General features: G+C 56.9%; 20 protein-coding genes and 1 other annotated feature. Of the genes, 10 read left to right on the forward strand and 10 right to left on the reverse strand.

Features of this window, described 5'->3' with window-relative positions; genetic code table 11:
* Positions 1 to 172: 172 nt before the first annotated feature.
* The 3 genes from clpB to rluD all read right to left on the reverse strand — a co-directional run bounded on the left by clpB (position 173) and on the right by rluD (position 4,585).
* Complete coding sequence (gene clpB / locus L085_RS00005; RefSeq protein WP_044029632.1) at positions 173 to 2,746, reverse strand: ATP-dependent chaperone ClpB; 2,574 nt, start codon at positions 2,744 to 2,746, stop codon at positions 173 to 175.
* Between the two features lie 130 nt (positions 2,747 to 2,876).
* The gene (yfiH, locus tag L085_RS00010) at positions 2,877 to 3,608 is read right to left on the reverse strand and encodes a purine nucleoside phosphorylase YfiH (protein WP_044029633.1); all 732 of its coding nucleotides are present in this window, start codon (positions 3,606 to 3,608) and stop codon (positions 2,877 to 2,879) included.
* Positions 3,608 to 4,585: a 23S rRNA pseudouridine(1911/1915/1917) synthase RluD gene (gene rluD / locus L085_RS00015; RefSeq protein WP_004932452.1), complete on the reverse strand. Its 978-nt coding sequence runs from the start codon at positions 4,583 to 4,585 to the stop codon at positions 3,608 to 3,610. The genes yfiH and rluD overlap by 1 nt, the downstream gene beginning before the upstream one ends.
* Positions 4,586 to 4,716: 131 nt before the next feature.
* On the opposite strand from rluD, the gene bamD reads away from it, so the two are divergent.
* The 4 genes from bamD to pheA all read left to right on the forward strand — a co-directional run bounded on the left by bamD (position 4,717) and on the right by pheA (position 7,551).
* Positions 4,717 to 5,448 (forward strand): outer membrane protein assembly factor BamD, encoded by a 732-nt coding sequence (gene bamD / locus L085_RS00020; protein WP_004932456.1) that lies wholly within the window; start codon positions 4,717 to 4,719, stop codon positions 5,446 to 5,448.
* Positions 5,449 to 5,760: 312 nt separating this feature from the next.
* Complete coding sequence (raiA, locus tag L085_RS00025; RefSeq protein WP_004932457.1) at positions 5,761 to 6,102, forward strand: ribosome-associated translation inhibitor RaiA; 342 nt, start codon at positions 5,761 to 5,763, stop codon at positions 6,100 to 6,102.
* 122 nt (positions 6,103 to 6,224) lie between these two features.
* Positions 6,225 to 6,351 (forward strand) — a sequence feature (Phe leader region).
* On the forward strand, positions 6,226 to 6,273 hold the full coding sequence (locus L085_RS25130; RefSeq protein WP_101428074.1) for a hypothetical protein: 48 nt from the start codon (positions 6,226 to 6,228) through the stop codon (positions 6,271 to 6,273). Its footprint overlaps the feature before it by 48 nt.
* Positions 6,352 to 6,393: 42 nt before the next feature.
* Positions 6,394 to 7,551, forward strand: coding sequence for a bifunctional chorismate mutase/prephenate dehydratase (gene pheA / locus L085_RS00030; RefSeq protein WP_033631828.1), 1,158 nt, complete (start codon positions 6,394 to 6,396; stop codon positions 7,549 to 7,551).
* Positions 7,552 to 7,605: 54 nt separating this feature from the next.
* Here the strand turns inward: pheA and tyrA are convergent, their stop codons facing one another.
* Positions 7,606 to 8,727: a bifunctional chorismate mutase/prephenate dehydrogenase gene (gene tyrA / locus L085_RS00035; protein WP_004932463.1), complete on the reverse strand. Its 1,122-nt coding sequence runs from the start codon at positions 8,725 to 8,727 to the stop codon at positions 7,606 to 7,608.
* A gap of 3 nt (positions 8,728 to 8,730) precedes the next feature.
* Positions 8,731 to 9,807, reverse strand: a complete 1,077-nt coding sequence (locus L085_RS00040; protein ID WP_044029634.1) for a 3-deoxy-7-phosphoheptulonate synthase — start codon at positions 9,805 to 9,807, stop codon at positions 8,731 to 8,733.
* A gap of 494 nt (positions 9,808 to 10,301) precedes the next feature.
* On the opposite strand from L085_RS00040, the gene L085_RS00045 reads away from it, so the two are divergent.
* From L085_RS00045 to L085_RS00060, 4 genes are all read left to right on the forward strand, one after another.
* Positions 10,302 to 11,066: a DUF481 domain-containing protein gene (locus tag L085_RS00045; RefSeq protein ID WP_004932469.1), complete on the forward strand. Its 765-nt coding sequence runs from the start codon at positions 10,302 to 10,304 to the stop codon at positions 11,064 to 11,066.
* Positions 11,067 to 11,311: 245 nt separating this feature from the next.
* The gene (locus tag L085_RS00050; protein ID WP_004932472.1) at positions 11,312 to 11,533 is read left to right on the forward strand and encodes a holin; all 222 of its coding nucleotides are present in this window, start codon (positions 11,312 to 11,314) and stop codon (positions 11,531 to 11,533) included.
* Positions 11,517 to 12,029: a lysozyme gene (locus tag L085_RS00055; RefSeq protein ID WP_015376709.1), complete on the forward strand. Its 513-nt coding sequence runs from the start codon at positions 11,517 to 11,519 to the stop codon at positions 12,027 to 12,029. Before L085_RS00050 ends, L085_RS00055 begins: the two co-directional genes overlap by 17 nt.
* 65 nt (positions 12,030 to 12,094) lie before the next feature.
* Positions 12,095 to 12,322, forward strand: a complete 228-nt coding sequence (locus L085_RS00060) for an ogr/Delta-like zinc finger family protein (RefSeq protein WP_021505301.1) — start codon at positions 12,095 to 12,097, stop codon at positions 12,320 to 12,322.
* Positions 12,323 to 12,463: 141 nt separating this feature from the next.
* Here the strand turns inward: L085_RS00060 and rplS are convergent, their stop codons facing one another.
* The 5 genes from rplS to ffh form a co-directional block, all read right to left on the reverse strand.
* Positions 12,464 to 12,820: a 50S ribosomal protein L19 gene (gene rplS, locus L085_RS00065; RefSeq protein ID WP_015376707.1), complete on the reverse strand. Its 357-nt coding sequence runs from the start codon at positions 12,818 to 12,820 to the stop codon at positions 12,464 to 12,466.
* A gap of 48 nt (positions 12,821 to 12,868) precedes the next feature.
* Positions 12,869 to 13,636, reverse strand: coding sequence for a tRNA (guanosine(37)-N1)-methyltransferase TrmD (trmD, locus tag L085_RS00070; RefSeq protein ID WP_004932485.1), 768 nt, complete (start codon positions 13,634 to 13,636; stop codon positions 12,869 to 12,871).
* A 52-nt stretch (positions 13,637 to 13,688) separates the two neighbouring features.
* Positions 13,689 to 14,237, reverse strand: coding sequence for a ribosome maturation factor RimM (gene rimM / locus L085_RS00075; RefSeq protein WP_019455135.1), 549 nt, complete (start codon positions 14,235 to 14,237; stop codon positions 13,689 to 13,691).
* A gap of 18 nt (positions 14,238 to 14,255) precedes the next feature.
* Positions 14,256 to 14,504 (reverse strand): 30S ribosomal protein S16, encoded by a 249-nt coding sequence (rpsP, locus tag L085_RS00080; RefSeq protein WP_004932501.1) that lies wholly within the window; start codon positions 14,502 to 14,504, stop codon positions 14,256 to 14,258.
* A gap of 214 nt (positions 14,505 to 14,718) precedes the next feature.
* Positions 14,719 to 16,080 carry a signal recognition particle protein gene (gene ffh, locus L085_RS00085; protein ID WP_004932504.1) on the reverse strand — a complete coding sequence of 454 codons (1,362 nt, stop codon included), beginning with the start codon at positions 16,078 to 16,080 and terminating at the stop codon, positions 14,719 to 14,721.
* Between the two features lie 169 nt (positions 16,081 to 16,249).
* On the opposite strand from ffh, the gene L085_RS00090 reads away from it, so the two are divergent.
* Entirely contained in the window at positions 16,250 to 17,041 is a 792-nt protein-coding gene (locus tag L085_RS00090) for an inner membrane protein YpjD (RefSeq protein ID WP_044029639.1), read from the forward strand.
* Between the two features lie 42 nt (positions 17,042 to 17,083).
* Positions 17,084 to 18,373: an HlyC/CorC family transporter gene (locus tag L085_RS00095; protein ID WP_015376704.1), complete on the forward strand. Its 1,290-nt coding sequence runs from the start codon at positions 17,084 to 17,086 to the stop codon at positions 18,371 to 18,373.
* Positions 18,374 to 18,402 lie beyond the last annotated feature (29 nt).

Below are 18,402 nucleotides of genomic sequence, written 5' to 3' on the forward strand. Positions count from 1 at the left end.
TCAAATAATCACCAAAAACGCCTTTTTAGGATATTTATTAGTCGAAAAACACCGGTTTTAGCACAGTAATAGCGGCAACCTCTGTAAATAGGGACAAACGAAGATAAAGAAGAAGATAAAGAAAAGGGAGCGGTCACCCGCTCCCTTTCATCTTTAATAGGCTTAATTGCCGTTATTGGCGTGCAACGATATGGTCGTTTTCCACATCCAGCGTCACCAGCTTGCCGGGGATCAGCTTGCCGGACAGGATTTGCTGCGCCAACGGGTTCTCGATCTCCTGCTGAATAGCGCGTTTCAACGGACGCGCACCATACACAGGGTCGTAACCGGTTTTGCTCAACAATGCCAGAGCAGGCTCGGTCATGGTTACTTCGTAACCGCGCTCTTCCAAACGCTTGTACAGACGCGACAGCTGAATCTTGGCGATCGCAGCAATGTGTTTCTCGCCCAGCGGATGGAACACCACCACTTCATCGATACGGTTGATGAATTCCGGACGGAAGTGGTGACTCACCATCTCCATCACCGACTCTTTCATCTGCGCGTAGTTCATCTGACCGAAATGCTCCTGGATCAGATCCGAACCCAGGTTGGACGTCATGATCACCACGGTATTGCGGAAATCGACGGTACGGCCCTGGCCATCGGTCAGGCGGCCGTCATCCAACACCTGCAGCAGGATGTTAAACACGTCCGGGTGCGCTTTCTCGACTTCATCCAGCAGGATCACCGAATAAGGCCGACGACGTACGGCTTCCGTCAGGTAGCCGCCCTCTTCATAACCGACATAGCCCGGAGGCGCGCCGACCAGACGAGAAACGGAGTGTTTTTCCATAAACTCGGACATGTCGATACGCACCATAGCGTCGTCGCTGTCGAACAGGAACGAAGCCAACGCCTTGCAGAGCTCGGTTTTCCCCACCCCGGTCGGGCCGAGGAACAGGAATGAACCGATCGGCCGGTTGGGATCGGACAACCCGGCGCGGCTGCGGCGGATAGCATTAGAAACCGCGCTGACCGCTTCGTCCTGGCCGATCACCCGCGAATGCAGCTCTTGCTCCAGGCGCAGCAGCTTGTCGCGCTCGCCTTCCAGCATCCTGGCCACCGGTATCCCGGTCGCGCGCGCCAGCACTTCGGCAATCTCCGCATCGGTTACCCGGTTGCGCAGCAGCTTCATGCTCTTGCCTTCGGCCTGCGTGGCAGCGGCGAGCTGTTTCTCCAGCTCAGGGATCTTGCCGTACTGCAGTTCCGACATCCGCCCCAAATCGCCGACGCGGCGCGCCTGCTCCAGGGTGATTCTGGCCTGCTCGAGTTCCGCCTTGATGTTCTGAGTACCGGAGAGTGACGCTTTTTCCGCTTTCCACTCTTCTTCCAGCTCCGAATATTCGCGTTCTTTCTGCCCCAACTCATCGCTGAGCATTTCCAGGCGTTTCTTACTGGCGTCGTCCGACTCTTTATTCAGCGCCTGCTGTTCCAGCTTCAACTGAATGATGCGGCGCTCAAGCCTGTCGAGCGATTCAGGCTTGGAGTCCATCTGCATGCGAATGCTGGACGCCGCTTCGTCGATAAGGTCAATAGCCTTGTCCGGCAATTGACGATCGGCGATATAACGGTGCGAAAGCGTTGCCGCCGCCACGATGGCCGGATCGGTGATCTGCACGTGGTGGTGCAGTTCGTAACGCTCTTTCAGGCCGCGCAGAATAGCGATAGTGTCTTCCACGCTCGGCTCCGCCACATACACTTTCTGGAAACGACGTTCGAGGGCCGCATCCTTCTCTATATATTGACGATACTCATCCAGCGTGGTGGCACCGACGCAGTGCAGCTCGCCGCGCGCCAGCGCCGGTTTGAGCATGTTGCCCGCATCCATTGCGCCATCCGCCTTACCGGCGCCGACCATGGTGTGCAGTTCGTCGATAAACAGGATCACGCTGCCTTCCTGCTTGGCCAGATCGTTGAGCACGCCTTTCAGACGCTCTTCAAACTCGCCGCGATATTTGGCGCCGGCGATCAAAGCGCCCATATCGAGGGACAATACGCGCTTGTGCTTCAACCCTTCCGGCACTTCGCCGTTGATGATGCGCTGCGCCAGGCCTTCGACGATGGCGGTTTTACCCACGCCAGGTTCGCCGATAAGTACCGGGTTGTTTTTGGTGCGGCGTTGCAGCACCTGAATGGTGCGGCGGATCTCTTCGTCACGGCCAATCACCGGGTCAAGTTTGCCCTGCTCGGCACGTTCGGTCAGATCGATGGTATATTTCTTCAATGCTTGCCGTTGGTCTTCGGCGCCTTGGTCTTCCACGCTGTCACCGCCTCTCATTTGTTCAATGGCTTTGCTGATTTTGTCGGCCGTTGCGCCGGCCGCTTTCAACAAGTCGGTCAACGAGCCGCGGTCTTCCAGCACCGCAAGCACAAACAGCTCGGAAGAAATGAATTTGTCCGCGCGCTTCTGCGCCAGCTTGTCGCACAGGTTCAGGACGCGCACCAGCTCGTGGGACGGTTGAACGTCGCCACCGGTGCCTTCTACCTGCGGTAAACGGGACAGAGCCTGTTCGATTTCGGTGCGCACGCGCCCGGCATCGATACCTGCGGAAGTTAATAGTGGACGAACCGTGCCCCCTTCCTGATTGAGCAGGGCGCTCATCAGATGTAGCGGTTCAATAAACTGGTTGTCGTGCCCAAGGGCTAGTGACTGGGCATCGGCGAGGGCAAGCTGGAATTTGTTGGTAAGACGATCCAGACGCATAACACCTCCAAGATGGGTCGAAATTGCTACTGGAGATTAAATGAGGTCATCCCTCAAATTTTCAAGGTTATCTCGACGCTAAATTTTCGGTACAACGCCATGCGTCGTTGGATCGTCCTAATTCAATAGGTTATATCAGCCAGATTAAACTTGCCATACGTCCGGTTATTCCATCGCGCCGATAGGAGAAAAAATGACTCGTTTCGTTAACCGTACAGCGGTCGCCGCCATAGATGGCCTGCACGCCCGCTCGCAACAAACGTTGGCGAGCCAGCAAATAGATATTAGCCAAAAACTTATCGCCGTGCGGCGTAAACGCCGCCGCGGCGTCGGCGTCTTCCGCCATGAAAGCGGCGCGCACTTCCGGCCCGACCTCAAACTGCTGTGGGCCGATCGCCGGCCCCAACCAGGTGCTGATCTGACCCGGCGCGGCGCTGAACGCCGCCACGGTTTGCTCCAGCACGCCGTGGCATAACCCGCGCCAGCCGGCGTGGGCGGCAGCCACTTCGTCACCGTGCTGCGAGCAGAATAGCACCGGCAGACAATCCGCCGTCATCACGGCGCACACCTGCCCCGGCACATTGCTGTACACCGCATCCGCCCGCAGATCGGCGGGCGCTTTCCCCGTCAACGTCACCACGCGAGTGCCGTGCACCTGCTCGAGCCACACCGGCATCTGCGGCAAACCGGCAGCGGTAACCAAACGTTCCCGATTGCGTGTCACCGCTTGCGCCTCATCACCGACGTGGGTGCCGAGGTTCAGCGAGTCATAAGGCGGCAGGCTAACGCCGCCGCCACGCGTGGTGCTGCAGGCCTTAATGCCGGTAGGCAACGGCCAGTCAGGCAGAATGAGCGAGCTCATTACCAGTCCATCTGATCTTTGAATTCTTCGGTGTCCGCCTTCAGCGCGTTGATCAGATCGACCATGTCCTGCGGCAGCGGCGCATGCCACTCCATCTGGATGCCGCTGATCGGATGATACAAACGCAGCATGGTGGCGTGCAGCGCCTGGCGGTCAAAGCCGCGCAGCGTGTTGATGAAGGCTTCCGAAGCGCCCTTTGGTGGACGCGGACGGCCGCCGTACAGCGGATCGCCCACCAGCGGATGGCTGATGTAAGCCATGTGCACACGGATCTGGTGAGTACGGCCGGTTTCCAGGCGCAGGCGCAGGCGGGTGTGCGCGCGGAAGTGTTCCATGATGCGGTAGTGCGTTACCGCCGGTTTACCCATCGGGTGCACCGCCATATGGGTACGCTTGGTGGAATGACGCGCGATAGGCTCTTCTACCGTGCCGCCGGCGGTCATGGTGCCGATCGCCACCGCTTCGTATTCACGGGTGATTTCACGCGCCTGCAGCGCTTCCACCAGCCGGGTTTGCGCCGGCACGGTTTTCGCCACCACCATCAGGCCGGTGGTGTCTTTGTCCAGACGGTGCACGATGCCGGCACGCGGCACGTCGGCAATTTCCGGGTAGTGATGCAGCAGCGCATTGAGCACCGTGCCGTCCGGGTTACCGGCGCCAGGGTGCACCACCAAATCGCGCGGTTTGTTGATCACCAGGATGTCGCTGTCTTCATAGACGATATCCAGCGCGATATCCTGTGGCTCCCAACGCGCCTCTTCTTCAATCTGTGCATCGATGGCGACGGTCTCTCCGCCCAGCACCTTCTCTTTCGGTTTGTTTGACGTTTTGCCATTGACCTTCACCCGATCGCCCAGGATCCACTCTTTTATGCGAGATCGTGAATAATCAGGGAACAATTCGGCCAAAGCCTGATCTAAACGTTGTCCGAGTTGAGATTCGGCCACCGTTGCGGTGAGTTGTACTTGTTGTGCCATATGCAGCTTCTTCGTTAACGTTGGGTTTTCACGGCGATGCCGTTTAATATAATGTGCTATTGTACCTGGTCTTTGTCGGGAGCTTAACGGACAGTCTCCCGGAATAACACCCTGAGGATAATCAAAACGTCATGACGCGTATGAAATATCTGGTGGCGGCAGCCACGTTGAGCCTGGCGCTGGCAGGTTGCTCCACATCCAAGGATGCGGTTCCCGACAACCCACCTTCGGAAATCTATGCTACCGCGCAGCAAAAACTGCAGGACGGTAACTTCAAGGGCGCGATTACGCAACTCGAAGCGTTAGATAACCGCTATCCTTTCGGGCCGTATTCCCAGCAGGTCCAGCTGGATTTGATTTACGCCTACTATAAGGCCGCCGACTTGCCGATGGCTCAGGCATCCATCGATCGCTTCATGCGTCTGAACCCGACGCACCCGAACATCGATTACGTGATGTACATGCGCGGCCTGACCGACATGGCGCTCGATGACAGCGCGCTGCAGGGCTTCTTCGGGGTTGACCGTTCGGACCGCGATCCTCAGCACGCTCGCGCTGCGTTCCGCGACTTCAGCCAGTTGATTCAGCAATACCCGAACAGCCAATACGCGACCGACGCCAACAAGCGTTTGGTGTATCTGAAAGACCGTTTGGCCAAGTATGAGCTTTCGGTGGCGGAATACTACACTAAACGCGGTGCTTACGTCGCGGTCGTTAATCGCGCCGAGCAGATGTTGCGTGAATTCCCGGATACCAAAGCGACGCACGACGTGTTGCCGCTGATGGAAAATGCCTACAAGCAGCTGCAGCTGAACGGCCAGGCTGACAAAGTGGCCAAAGTGATCGCCGCCAACCCGCAATAAGCGCGCGTCGGCAACGGCAGAAAAACCAAACGGCAGCCGAGGCTGCCGTTTTCATTGGCGTCGACCTGGTTTTCACCGGAAAAATACACAAGTAAAAACACGGTGTTAGCTAGTACTCCTCACCGGTCAACTCATCGATAATGCGCCATCCGGCGGCAACTCTCAAGCATTAGATAGCCAATTCAAATGCTGAATCACAGATTGAACTAACTTTGCAAAAAGTGACAAAAAATCGTGATTTACATCACGCATTTAAACAAAAAGCGGGGTATGCTGGATTCACCAAGACGGAAAGACAGAGAGGTAAGTTATATGACATTGAACATTACCAGCAAACAAATGGATATCACTCCCGCAATCCGCAATCACGTCGAAGACCGTCTCACCAAACTGGAAAAATGGCAGACCCAGCTGATTAACCCGCATATCGTCTTATCCAAAGAACCGCAGGGGTTTGTCGCCGATGCTACCATTACCACGCCTAACGGCCCGCTGGTCGCCAGCGCCAAACATGATGACATGTATACCGCCGTTAATGAGCTGATCGCCAAGCTGGAGCGCCAGCTGAACAAAGTGCAGCACAAAGGCGAAGCGCGCCGCTGCAACGCCAGCGTGAAAGACATCGTGCCGGAAGTCACGCAAGAGCAGGAATAACCGTCCGACAGCGATTGCCGCATCAAACGCGCCCGAGGGCGCGTTTTTTGTCGGGTATTTTTGTTGACGGGCTAAAGGCCAGCGGTTACTTTAAAACCTGTTCACATTAACCTTAGGTAGACCATGCCACGCACACCGTTTTTCTTCGCATTCTTTTTTACCTTCCCCTGACTGGGAGGCGTTTCGTCGTGTGAGAAAGAATGCGAAGACGAACAACAAGGCCTCCTGGAGACAGGGGGCTTTTTTTATGGCTGTTTTACAACGAATAAGAACAGAAGGCGGAAGCTGATTATGACTGACAACCCGTTATTGGTGCTGCGCGAGCGCATCAGCGCACTGGACTTGAAACTGTTGGCCCTGCTGGCGGAACGCCGTGAGCTGGCGATCGAAGTCGGCAAGACCAAGCTGCACTCTCACCGCCCGATCCGCGACAAAGAGCGCGAACGCGATCTGCTGGATGCGCTGATCGCCGCCGCCAAACCTTACGACCTGGACGGCTTCTACGTCACCCGTCTGTTTCAACTGATTATCGAAGATTCCGTCCTGACCCAGCAGGCGCTGCTGCAGCACCAGCTCAACCCCGTCAGCCAACACTCCGCCCGCATCGCCTTTCTCGGCCCGAAAGGCTCTTATTCGCATCTGGCGGCACGCCAATACGCCGCCCGCCATTTCGATCGGCTGATCGAATGCGGCTGCCAGAAGTTTCAGGATATCTTCGCCCAGGTGGAAACTGGTCAGGCGGACTATGCCATTCTGCCGATCGAGAACACCAGCTCCGGCTCGATTAACGAGGTGTACGATCTGCTGCAACACACCAGCCTGTCGATCGTCGGCGAACTGACCAACCCGATCGACCACTGTGTTCTGGTGGCCGGCGACAGCGACCTGAGCCAGATTGAAACCGTCTACAGCCACCCGCAGCCGTTCCAACAGTGCAGCCAGTTCCTTAACCGCTTCCCGCACTGGAAAATCGAGTACACCGAAAGCACCGCCGCGGCGATGGAGAAAGTCGCCAAGCTGAATTCGCCGAAGGTGGCGGCGCTGGGCAGTGAGGCCGGCGGCGCGTTGTACGGGCTGCAGGTGCTGGAACACAACCTCGCCAACCAGCAGCAGAACATCACTCGCTTCATCGTCCTGGCGCGCAAAGCGATCGACGTATCTGAACAGGTGCCGGCCAAAACCACGCTGATCATGGCGACCGGCCAACAATCCGGCGCGCTGGTCGAAGCGCTGCTGGTTCTGCGCGACAACGGCATCATCATGACCAAACTGGAATCACGCCCGATCAACGGCAATCCGTGGGAAGAGATGTTTTATATCGATGTGCAGGCCAATCTGCGTGCCGACGCGATGCAAAAAGCGCTGCGCGATCTGGCGCCAATCACCCGCTCGCTGAAGGTCCTGGGCTGCTACCCGAGCGACACCGTGGTGCCGGTCAACCCATCCTGAAACCATAAAAAAAGGTTCGGCCAAGCCGAACCTTTTACGTTTACCGCCCGCGTTTTACTGCCGGCTGTCGTTAGCCTGCCGCAACAGCGTGCGGCTCTCCACCAGGAAGCGCTGGGCGTAATCGCCGAACCAGTGCTCCACCTTGCGGAAACTGTCGATAAACGCCTGTTTGTCGCCATGCTCCAACAGCGTTATCGCCTCGCCGAAGCGCTGGTAGTAACGTTTAATCAGCGCCACGTTTTCCTCCGACGACATGATGATATCGGCGTAAAGCTGCGGATCCTGCGCAAACAGGCGGCCAACCATCGCCAGCTCCAGCCGGTAGATCGGCGAGGAGAGCGCCAGCAACTGCTCCAGCTGCACGTTCTCTTCCGCCAGATGCAACCCGTAGGCGAAGGTGGCGAAGTGGCGCAGCGCCTGAATAAACGCCATGTTCTGATCGTGTTCGACCGCGCTGATGCGATGCAGCCGCGCGCCCCACACCTGCAGCTGTTCAAGCAGCCACTGGTAAGCCTCCGGCTGGCGGCCGTCGCAGTAAACCACCACCTGCTTCGCCACGCTGCCCACGTCCGGGCCGAACATCGGGTGCAGCCCTACCACTGGGCCGCTGTGCGCCGCCAACATCGCATGCAGCGGGCGGTTCTTCACCGACGCCAAATCCACCAGAATACAGTCGGCAGGCAGCGTCGGCAGGCGGCTTATCACCTGCTCGGTCACGTGGATCGGCACGCTGACGATCACCATGCCGGCGTCTGCCAGCAGCTGTTCCGCCTGCGGCCAATCTTCCTGATCCAGTACCCTGACCTGATAACCCGACAGCGTCAGCAAGCGGTTGAACAGCCTTCCCATCTGGCCGTTGCCGCCGATGATGACGATCGGCCGCAGCTGCGGACACAAAGTTTTAAAGCCTTTATCGTTCTCGCTGACGTAGGATTCGCGCATCACGCGGCGCAAAACGTCCTCGATCAAATCCGGCGGCACCCCGAGGTTTTCCGCCTCCTGGCGACGCGAGGCCAGCATCGCGGCTTCGCGCTCCGGTACGTAAACCGGCAGGCCATGACGGCTTTTGACTTCGCCCACTTCTGCTACCAGATGCAGGCGTTTCGCCAGCAGACCCAGCAGCGCTTTATCCACCTCATCGATTTGATCGCGCAGCGCGGTCAGTTCTGCCACCATAACTTACTTTTCTCCCGTGCGGGCCGCCAGCGCAGCGCCGAGTTCCTGATGCATATGGCGCAGCAGGGTTTCCGTGCTCTCCCAGTTGATGCAGGCGTCGGTGACGGACACACCGTAACGCATGTCTGCACGCGGCTGTTCGGAAGACTGGTTGCCCTCATGCAGATGGCTCTCCAGCATAATGCCGGTGATTGAGCGGTTACCCGCTTTGATCTGCTCTACCACGGACTCGGCCACCGCCGGCTGACGGCGATAGTCTTTATTCGAGTTGCCATGGCTGCAATCTATCATCAAGGACGGGTGGAGTCCCGCCTCAAGCATCTGTTTTTCACAGGCCGCGACGTGCTCAGCACTGTAGTTCGGAGTTTTGCCGCCGCGCAGGATCACATGTCCGTCCGGGTTGCCCTGCGTCTGCAGCAGGCAAACCTGGCCTGCCTGGTTGATGCCGACGAAGCGGTGCGGCATAGCGGCGGCGCGCATGGCGTTGATGGCGGTACCCAAGCTGCCGTCGGTGCCGTTTTTGAAGCCGACCGGCATCGACAGGCCGGAGGCCATTTCTCGGTGGGTCTGAGATTCGGTGGTGCGCGCACCGATCGCCGACCAGCTGAACAAGTCCCCCAGGTACTGCGGGCTGTTCGGATCCAACGCTTCGGTAGCCAACGGCAAGCCCATGCCCACCAGATCCAGCAACAGGCGACGCGCGATATGCAAGCCTGCCTCAACGTCAAACGAACCGTCCATGTACGGATCGTTGATCAAACCTTTCCAGCCGACAGTGGTTCTGGGTTTTTCAAAGTAGACGCGCATAACGATATACAGCTGATCGCTCAAGTCAGCCGCCAGGTTTTTCAAACGACGGGCATAGTCCAGCGCCGCGTCCGGATCGTGGATCGAACAAGGCCCGCACACCACCAACAGGCGATGATCGCGCCCCTGCAAAATGTTGGCGATAGTGTTGCGCGCAGTGGCGATCTCATTTTCGTCGTCGGCGCTGAGCGGGAACTGGTTTTTCAGCTCCTCCGGCGTGATGAGAACCTGTTCTGCACTGATGTGTACGTTATTGAGCGCGTCTTTTTGCATGATGCTATTCCTGTCGTTTGGCGTTATGCGTTGAAATGGAACATTGAGCGTTTCAGGGCTCTACCCTATCACGATATGTAAAGTTTTCAATCCATTTACCGTAAATAAAAATTACCGTAATCATCCCGATTAAATCACATCTGAAAAAGGCTTATAAAAAACAATTAAAACACAATAAATACATGATATTAATGAATCAAAAAGCCCATCCCCCCACATTAGCCACCCGGTCTAAGAAAAACGAACATTCGTAAATAAATATGTACATCTAGTTTTACAGCGAAAATACGCCGCCGATCTCGGCACCGACGCCAGTGCGAAGCAGGATCAGCACGAAATGCCGCCAAAAGCGATGATTTTAAGTAGAAGAAAAGCGAATAAATGAGGGATAAAAATTAAAAACTTAAGCTAATGGCGGCTATTTTTGTCGCCGAAATGAACCGATATAATGTGACCGTCATCAACAATAACTCCCCTTAACAACTGGATCCAAGATGCTCTCTTCTCGCGCTCGTCGCGCTTTTCCGCTGTATATTTGCTGCTTAACGACTTTCACCAGTGTTTCAGCCCTTGCCGACAATACGCTTTTCACCGCGATGGACGATCCGGCCACCGCCAAGAAACCGTTCGAAGGCAACGTGCAGGCGGGCTACAACGCCCAGTCAGGCAACTCGCAGAGCTCCACCCTGTTGGCCAACACCAACATGACCTGGTTCAACAGCGACGCGGCGTACAGCCTGTGGGGGGCGGCCAACAACACCACCTCCTCCAACGTGCGCTCGTCCGAAAAATACCAGGCCGGTGGCCGTACGCGCTATAACCTGACCGATCGCAACTACCTGTTCGGTCAGGCCAGCTGGCTGAGTGACCGTTTCAACGGTTACGATTCACGCTCCACGCTGACCGGCGGCTACGGCCGTCAACTCCTTAACGGGCCGCTCAGTGACCTGCGGGTGGAATTCGGTCCCGGCGTGCGCCATGACGAATACCATGGCGGCGGCCGCTCGACCAAGGGGCTGGCCTATGGTGCGGCCAACTATTCCTATCAGTTGACCGACAACACCAAGTTCATTCAGGGCGTTTCCGCGCTGGCGAACGAAGAAACCACGCTGAACTCGGAAAGCGCGTTGAACGTGGCGATCAACGATCGCTTCTCATTGCGCGTTGCTTACACCGTGACCTACAACAGCAAACCGCCGGCCTCAGCGCCGAAGAACACAGATACCACCACCTCGGTCACGCTGGTCTACGGCCTGTAATCTCCCCCCATTATTTCTCGAAGCCCATCATCGATGGGCTTTTTTTATGCCGCCCCCTCCCTCTTTTGCACAATCTGCTAAAAATATTCACCTCACCCATTGACGACTTTAGCAAATAGCTTAATACTGTATGTATATACAGTAATTATCATACAGACCAGGAGCATGATGGATATCGATAGCAAGCTGTCTCACATTGATGCCTCCGGCTCCCGAGATTCTGTAAACGAAGCGAGCATAATGCTATGGAGAAAATAACCTCATTCATCACCTACGCCATGGCGCTGTTTCTCGCCTGGCTCGGCAAGCTGTCTCCGCAGGACATTGCCTTTTTAGTCGGTGCGGCGGTAGGCATCGGCACGTTTCTGGTGAACTGGTACTACCGACGTAAAAGCCTGCAGATCTTGAAGGCCATTGAGCGCAATGCGACATCGCGGAGGAAAATTTACGATGAGTGCAACCGTTAAGCGCTGCAGCGTCGCCGCCGTTTTGGCCATCGCCGTGCTGTTGCCGTCATTTGGCGAGCTGCAAACCTCAGAAGCCGGCCTCAGGCTGATCGCCGATCTCGAAGGTTGCCGCCTGTCGCCGTACCAGTGCAGCGCCGGGGTGTGGACGCAGGGCATTGGGCACACCGCTGGCGTCATCCCTGGTAAAGCGATTGATGAACACAAAGCCGCGATGGATTTGGTCGACGATGTTCGCCGCACCGAGCGCGGCATGGCCGCCTGCCTGCCGGATACGCTCTCGCAACAAACCTATGATGCGGCGATCGCCTTCGCCTTCAATGTGGGCGTCAGCGCAGCCTGCCACTCTACGCTGGTCGCGCTGCTGCAACAGCGCCAGTGGCGGCAGGCCTGCGATCAGCTGCCACGCTGGGTTTACGTAAACGGAAAGAAAAACAAAGGGCTGGAACAGCGACGCGCCATGGAACGCGCACTGTGCTTGCAGGGCATTGCCTCATGATGACGAGTTCGCTCGCCAAAGGTGATGCCACACCAATTTCACTTAATTTGTTCAAGGGGGTTCTTATGATGCACTGTCCACTATGCGGTCACGTGGCCCACACTCGCTCCAGCCGCTATCTGAGCGAGTCGACCAAAGAGCGTTACCATCAATGCCGCAACATCAATTGCAGCTGCACATTCGCCACGCACGAGTCCGTCGCGCGGGTGATCGTCAAACCTGGCGATGACATTATCCCGGCTCAGCCTCACCCGCCGGAGAGTCAGCAGAAACACAGCGCCGCAGCGCTGTAATGCTAAAAGCCTGCTGATGCAGGCTTTTTAATGTCGCTACAACGTGGCCAAATCTCGCAAATGCAACGCAGCCGGATTTTCAGATAAAAAAGGGGTTGGCATAGGCCAACCCCTGATAACTATTAACTTTTGGATGCAGCGTTAGTTAACGCGGTTCAGACGCTCTTTGATACGAGCAGCCTTACCAGTACGTTCACGCAGGTAGTACAGTTTAGCTTTACGAACGGCACCACGACGTTTAACAGTAATGCTGTCGATTACTGGGGAGTGAGTCTGGAATACGCGCTCAACACCTTCGCCGTTGGAAATCTTACGAACAGTGAATGCAGAGTGCAGACCGCGGTTACGGATAGCGATAACCACGCCCTCGAATGCCTGCAGACGTTTTTTGCTACCTTCAACGACCCATACCTTCACTTCCACGGAATCACCCGGACGGAATGCAGGTACGTCTTGTTTCATCTGCTCTTGTTCAAGTTGCTTAATAATGTTGCTCATAATATGTCTCTTACCCTAGGTAAACTGATATATCGGTCCCGTCTGATGTCAGACGTTTCCTTCATAGTCCTGTTGCCTGGCCTGATGTTCCCGTTGGAACTCAGCCAGCAACACCGCTTGCTCGTCAGTCAGAGCTAGGCTTTCTAGAAGTTCAGGTCTTCTAAGCCAGGTTCGGCCCAGCGACTGCTTTAAGCGCCAGCGACGTATCTCGGCATGGTTGCCCGACAGCAGAACCGGCGGTACCTCCATCCCTTCCAACACCTCGGGGCGGGTATAGTGCGGGCAGTCCAGCAATCCGTCGGCGAAGGAGTCTTCCTCCGCTGAGGCCTGATGGCCCAGCACACCCGGTATGAAACGGGCGACTGAATCAATCAGGGTCATCGCCGGCAGTTCCCCGCCGCTGAGAACGTAATCGCCGATTGACCATTCTTCGTCAATTTCGGTTTGGATTACGCGCTCGTCTATCCCTTCGTAACGGCCGCACACCAGAATCATCTTCTGATTGGCCGCCAGTTCGCACACGCCGGTTTGATCCAGCTTGCGCCCCTGAGGTGACAGATAAATCACCTTTGCTCCCTCGCCTGCCGCTGCTTTCGCCGCATGAATGGCTTCCCGTAAAGGTTGCACCATCATCAGCATTCCCGGGCCGCCGCCGTAAGGGCGATCGTCCACGGTACGATGCCGGTCGTAGGTGAAGTCGCGCGGACTCCAACACTGCACGCTCAGCAGGCCATTTTTTACTGCCCGGCCAGTCACCCCGTAATCGGTGATAGCGCGGAACATCTCAGGAAACAGGCTTACAATACCGATGAACACAAGCCAATCCCCTTACCGTTATTCCACTTGCTTCGACCGTTTGATCCGGGGGTCAAAAACCAGGATCCCAATCTGCCTCAATCACGCGAGCAGTGAGATCGACTTTCTTGATAACCTGCCCATGAAGAAACGGAATCAACCGCTCCTTCATGCCGAACGCATCTTTCAGGTTCGCTTTCACAACCATCACATCGTTCGAGCCGGTTTCCATCATATCGATGACTTTACCCAGCTCGTAGCCGGCGGTGGTGACTACCTGGCAGCCCATCAGGTCTTTCCAGTAGTAATCGTCACCCTCCAGCGGAGGAAGTTGCTCAGAATCCACCATAATCTCGCGATTGGTCAGCAGATTCGCCGCGTCCCGATCGTCAATGCCTTTGACTTTGATGATCAGATCCTGACTGTGGCGCTTCCAGTCTTCCAACTCGATATGCTGCCACTGACCCGCCTGCTGGATAAACCACGGCTGATAGTCAAAAATGCTTTCGGCGTTCTCGGTGGATGAAAACACTCTGAGCCAACCACGAATGCCGTAAGCGGACCCCATTTTACCGAGTACAATCGGCTGCTTAGGCGCTACCGGTTTGAGTTGCTTGCTCATTGCCACCACCGCGACAGATTAAGCTGCTTTCTTAGCGTCTTTGATCAGCGCGTGAACGCGATCAGAAACGGTTGCACCCAGACCAACCCAGTGCTCGATGCGGTCCAGGTCCAGACGCAGTGCTTCAGCCTGACCGGAAGCGATCGGGTTGAAGAAGCCTACGCGCTCGATGAAACGACCATCACGAGCGTTGCGGCTGTCGGTCACTACTACTTGATAGAACGGACGCTTTTTAGCGCCGCCACGTGCCAAACGAATTGTTACCATAACATCCTCTTTAGTTAATAAAACAGCCGGGCCCCATTGAGGGACGGGGCCCGGTTGCAATATAAAAAGCCCGAAAATTTTACTCATTTTGGCGCAAAAAGCAATCTAAAGCGTCGATCGCAGGGGACAACTTTTGCAGCCTGTCAAATTTCGGGCGGTTTTCACCGCGAACGGCGAATGCTGAAAGCGCCCGCACTCGGCGTGCGGAGGCCCGTCAGCGGCCTGGGAAGCCCGGCGGCATCATACCTTTCATGCCGCGCATCATCTTCGCCATACCGCCTTTTTTCATCTTCTTCATCATACGCTGCATTTCGTCGAACTGCTTCAGCAAGCGGTTGACGTCCTGCACCTGCATGCCGGCCCCCATCGCGATGCGGCGCTTGCGCGAGCCCTTGATGATTTCCGGTTTGGCGCGCTCTTTCAGCGTCATCGAGTTGATGATCGCCTCCATGCGCACCAGCACTTTGTCGTCCATCTGCGACTTGACGTTGTCCGGCAGTTGGCCGGCGCCCGGCAGCTTGCTCAGCATATTGGCCATGCCGCCCATGTTGCGCATCTGCTTGAGCTGCTCCAGGAAGTCGGTCAGATCGAAACCGTCGCCCTTCTTCAGCTTGTTGGCCAGCTTCTCTGCCTGCTCGCGGTCGACCTTGCTTTCGATATCTTCGATCAGCGACAGCACGTCGCCCATGCCCAGGATGCGCGATGCCACGCGATCCGGGTAAAACGGCTCCAGCGCTTCGGTCTTCTCGCCGACGCCGAGGAACTTGATCGGCTTGCCGGTGATATGGCGGATGGACAACGCGGCACCGCCGCGCGCATCGCCGTCGACCTTGGTCAGCACCACGCCGGTCAGCGGCAGCGCTTCGTTAAACGCCTTGGCGGTATTGGCGGCGTCCTGGCCGGTCATGGCGTCGACCACGAACAGGGTTTCCACCGGCTTGATCGCCGCGTGCACCTGTTTGATCTCGTCCATCATCGCTTCGTCAACGTGCAAGCGGCCGGCGGTATCGACAATAAGGACATCGTAGAACTTCAGCTTGGCCTGTTGCAGCGCGCGATTGACGATGTCGATCGGTTTTTCTTTGACGTCAGACGGGAAGAAGTCGATGCCGACGCCTTCCGCCAAGGTTTCCAGCTGTTTGATCGCCGCCGGGCGATAAACGTCCGCGGAAACCACCAACACTTTCTTCTTCTGTTTTTCTTTCAGGAACTTGCCGAGCTTACCGACGCTGGTCGTTTTACCGGCGCCCTGCAGACCCGCCATCAGCACCACCGCCGGCGGCTGGGCCGCCAGATTCAGCTCGGTGTTGACTTCGCCCATCGCGGCGATCAGCTCGCCCTTGACGATCTTGACGAACTCCTGCCCCGGCGTCAGGCTTTTGTTGACTTCATGGCCAACCGCGCTCTCTTTGACGCGGTTGATGAAGTCGCGCACCACCGGTAGCGCAACGTCCGCTTCCAGCAATGCCATACGCACTTCACGCAGGGTTTCCTTGATATTCTCTTCGGTCAGCCGCCCGCGGCCGCTGATATTGCGCAACGTGCGCGACAATCGATCGGTTAAATTTTCAAACATCGTCTCATGCTCAACGTGTAATGACAGGCCGCTCCGGCGACACAATTGCGCCGATGATAACACGAAGCGCGCAGGATCTCTGCCTCAGCGTTGGAGATAGGTTGGAGTGAAACGCGCGCAACGCTATACTGACACTCCAATTAACCACGCCGAAGCAAAATTAAACGTTATGCCAGTTTTCTCCATTGTGGCTTTGATGGCCTACCTGCTCAGCCTTGGACTGATCATTCCCAGCTTGTTGCGGAAGAACAGCGCATACCGTCGGCTCGCCCTCGTCTCGGCGGTGGTGGCGTTGATTTGCCACGCCATCGCGCTGCAGCAGCGCATCTTTGACGTCAGCACCGGGCAGAATCTCAGCCTGCTGAACATTGGTTCTATCGTCAGCCTGATCATCTGTTCGGTGATGACCTTCGTCGCTTCACGCGATCGCGGCTGGTTCCTGCTGCCAATCGTCTACAGCTTCGCTATGATCAATCTGGCCTTCGCCAGCTTCATGCCCGGCGAGTTCATCACTCACCTGGAAGCCAGCCCGGAATTGATGGTGCATATCGGCCTGGCGCTGTTCTCTTACGCCACCCTTATCATCGCCGCGCTCTACGCCTTACAGCTCGCCTGGCTCGACTACCTGTTGAAAAACAAAAAGCTGACCTTCAGCGCCGACATGCCGCCGCTGATGAGCATCGAGCGCAAGATGTTCCATATCACCCAGATCGGCGTGGTGCTGCTGACGCTCACCCTGTGCACCGGCCTGCTGTACATGGATAATCTGTTCAGCAAAGAGAACGTGCATAAAGCCGTGTTGTCGATCATGGCCTGGTTCGTGTATATCGTGTTGCTGTGGGGCCATTACCATGAAGGCTGGCGCGGCCGCCGCGTCGTCTGGTTCAGCTTCGCCGGCGCCTTCCTGCTGACGCTCGCCTACTTCGGCAGCCGTCTGATTCAACAGGTGATGGTGCGCTGAGCCAGCCCGGTTCAACTTTCCCTCTCTATAAGGAATACTGCATTGGAGCATGTGTCGACGGGGACCCTCATCATTATCCTGGTGATCATGATCGTGGTCTCCGCTTACTTCTCCGCCTCCGAAACCGGCATGATGACGCTCAACCGTTATCGCCTGCGCCACCTGTCCAAGCAGGGTAACCGTTCGGCGCGCCGGGTGGAGAAGCTGCTGCAAAAACCGGATCGGCTGATCGGCCTGGTGCTGATCGGCAACAACCTGGTCAACATCCTCGCCTCGGCGCTGGCGACCATCGTCGGCATGCGGCTGTATGGCGATCTCGGCGTGGCGATTGCGACCGGCGTGCTGACCTTCGCCGTGCTGCTGTTCGCTGAAGTGCTGCCGAAAACCTTCGCCGCGCTCTATCCGGAACGCATCGCCTTCCCCAGCAGCGTCCTGCTGGCCCCGTTGCAAAAGGTGATGTTCCCGCTGGTCTGGCTGCTCAACGGCATCACCAGCCTGACCTTGCGCCTGTTCGGTATCCGCACCAACGTGCGCATCAGCGACGCCGTCAGCAAGGATGAGCTGCGCACCATCGTGCGTGAATCCCAGTCGCAGATCTCCCGCCGCAATCAGGACATGCTGATCTCGGTGCTGGACCTGGAAAAGGTGACGGTCAACGACATCATGGTGCCGCGCACCGAGATCGTCGGCATCGACGTCAACGACGACTGGAAGTCGATCATGCGCCAGCTGACCCACTCGCCGCACGGCCGCATCGTGCTGTATCGCAGCTCGCTGGACGACGCGATCGGCATGCTGCGCGTGCGCGAAGCCTATCGCCTGATGACCGAGAAAAAAGAGTTCAACAAAGAGAACCTGCTACGCGCCGCCGATGAGATCTACTTCGTACCGGAAGGCACGCCGCTCAACGTGCAGCTGGTGAAATTCCAGCGCAACAAAGAGAAGGTCGGCATCGTGGTCGACGAGTACGGCGACATTCAGGGCCTGGTTACGGTGGAAGACATCCTCGAGGAGATCGTCGGCGACTTCACCACCTCGATGTCGCCGACGCTGGCGGAAGAAGTCACGCCGCAGAGCGACGGCTCGGTCTTGATCGACGGTACCGCCAACGTGCGGGAGCTGAACAAGGCCTTTAACTGGACTTTACCCGCCAATGAAGCTCGCACCGTCAACGGCATGCTGCTGGAAGAACTGGAAGAGATACCCGAAATCGGCACCCGGGTGCGTATCGGCCATTACGATATCGACATTCTCGACGTGCAGGGCAATATGATCAAACAGGTGCGGGTCACGCCGATCACCTCGCTGCAGTCCAGCATCGGCCATCACTAACCCTCCGCCAGAACGTAAAAAAGACGCGA

This window comes from Serratia sp. FS14 (assembly GCF_000695995.1).
Taxonomy (GTDB): domain Bacteria; phylum Pseudomonadota; class Gammaproteobacteria; order Enterobacterales; family Enterobacteriaceae; genus Serratia; species Serratia nematodiphila.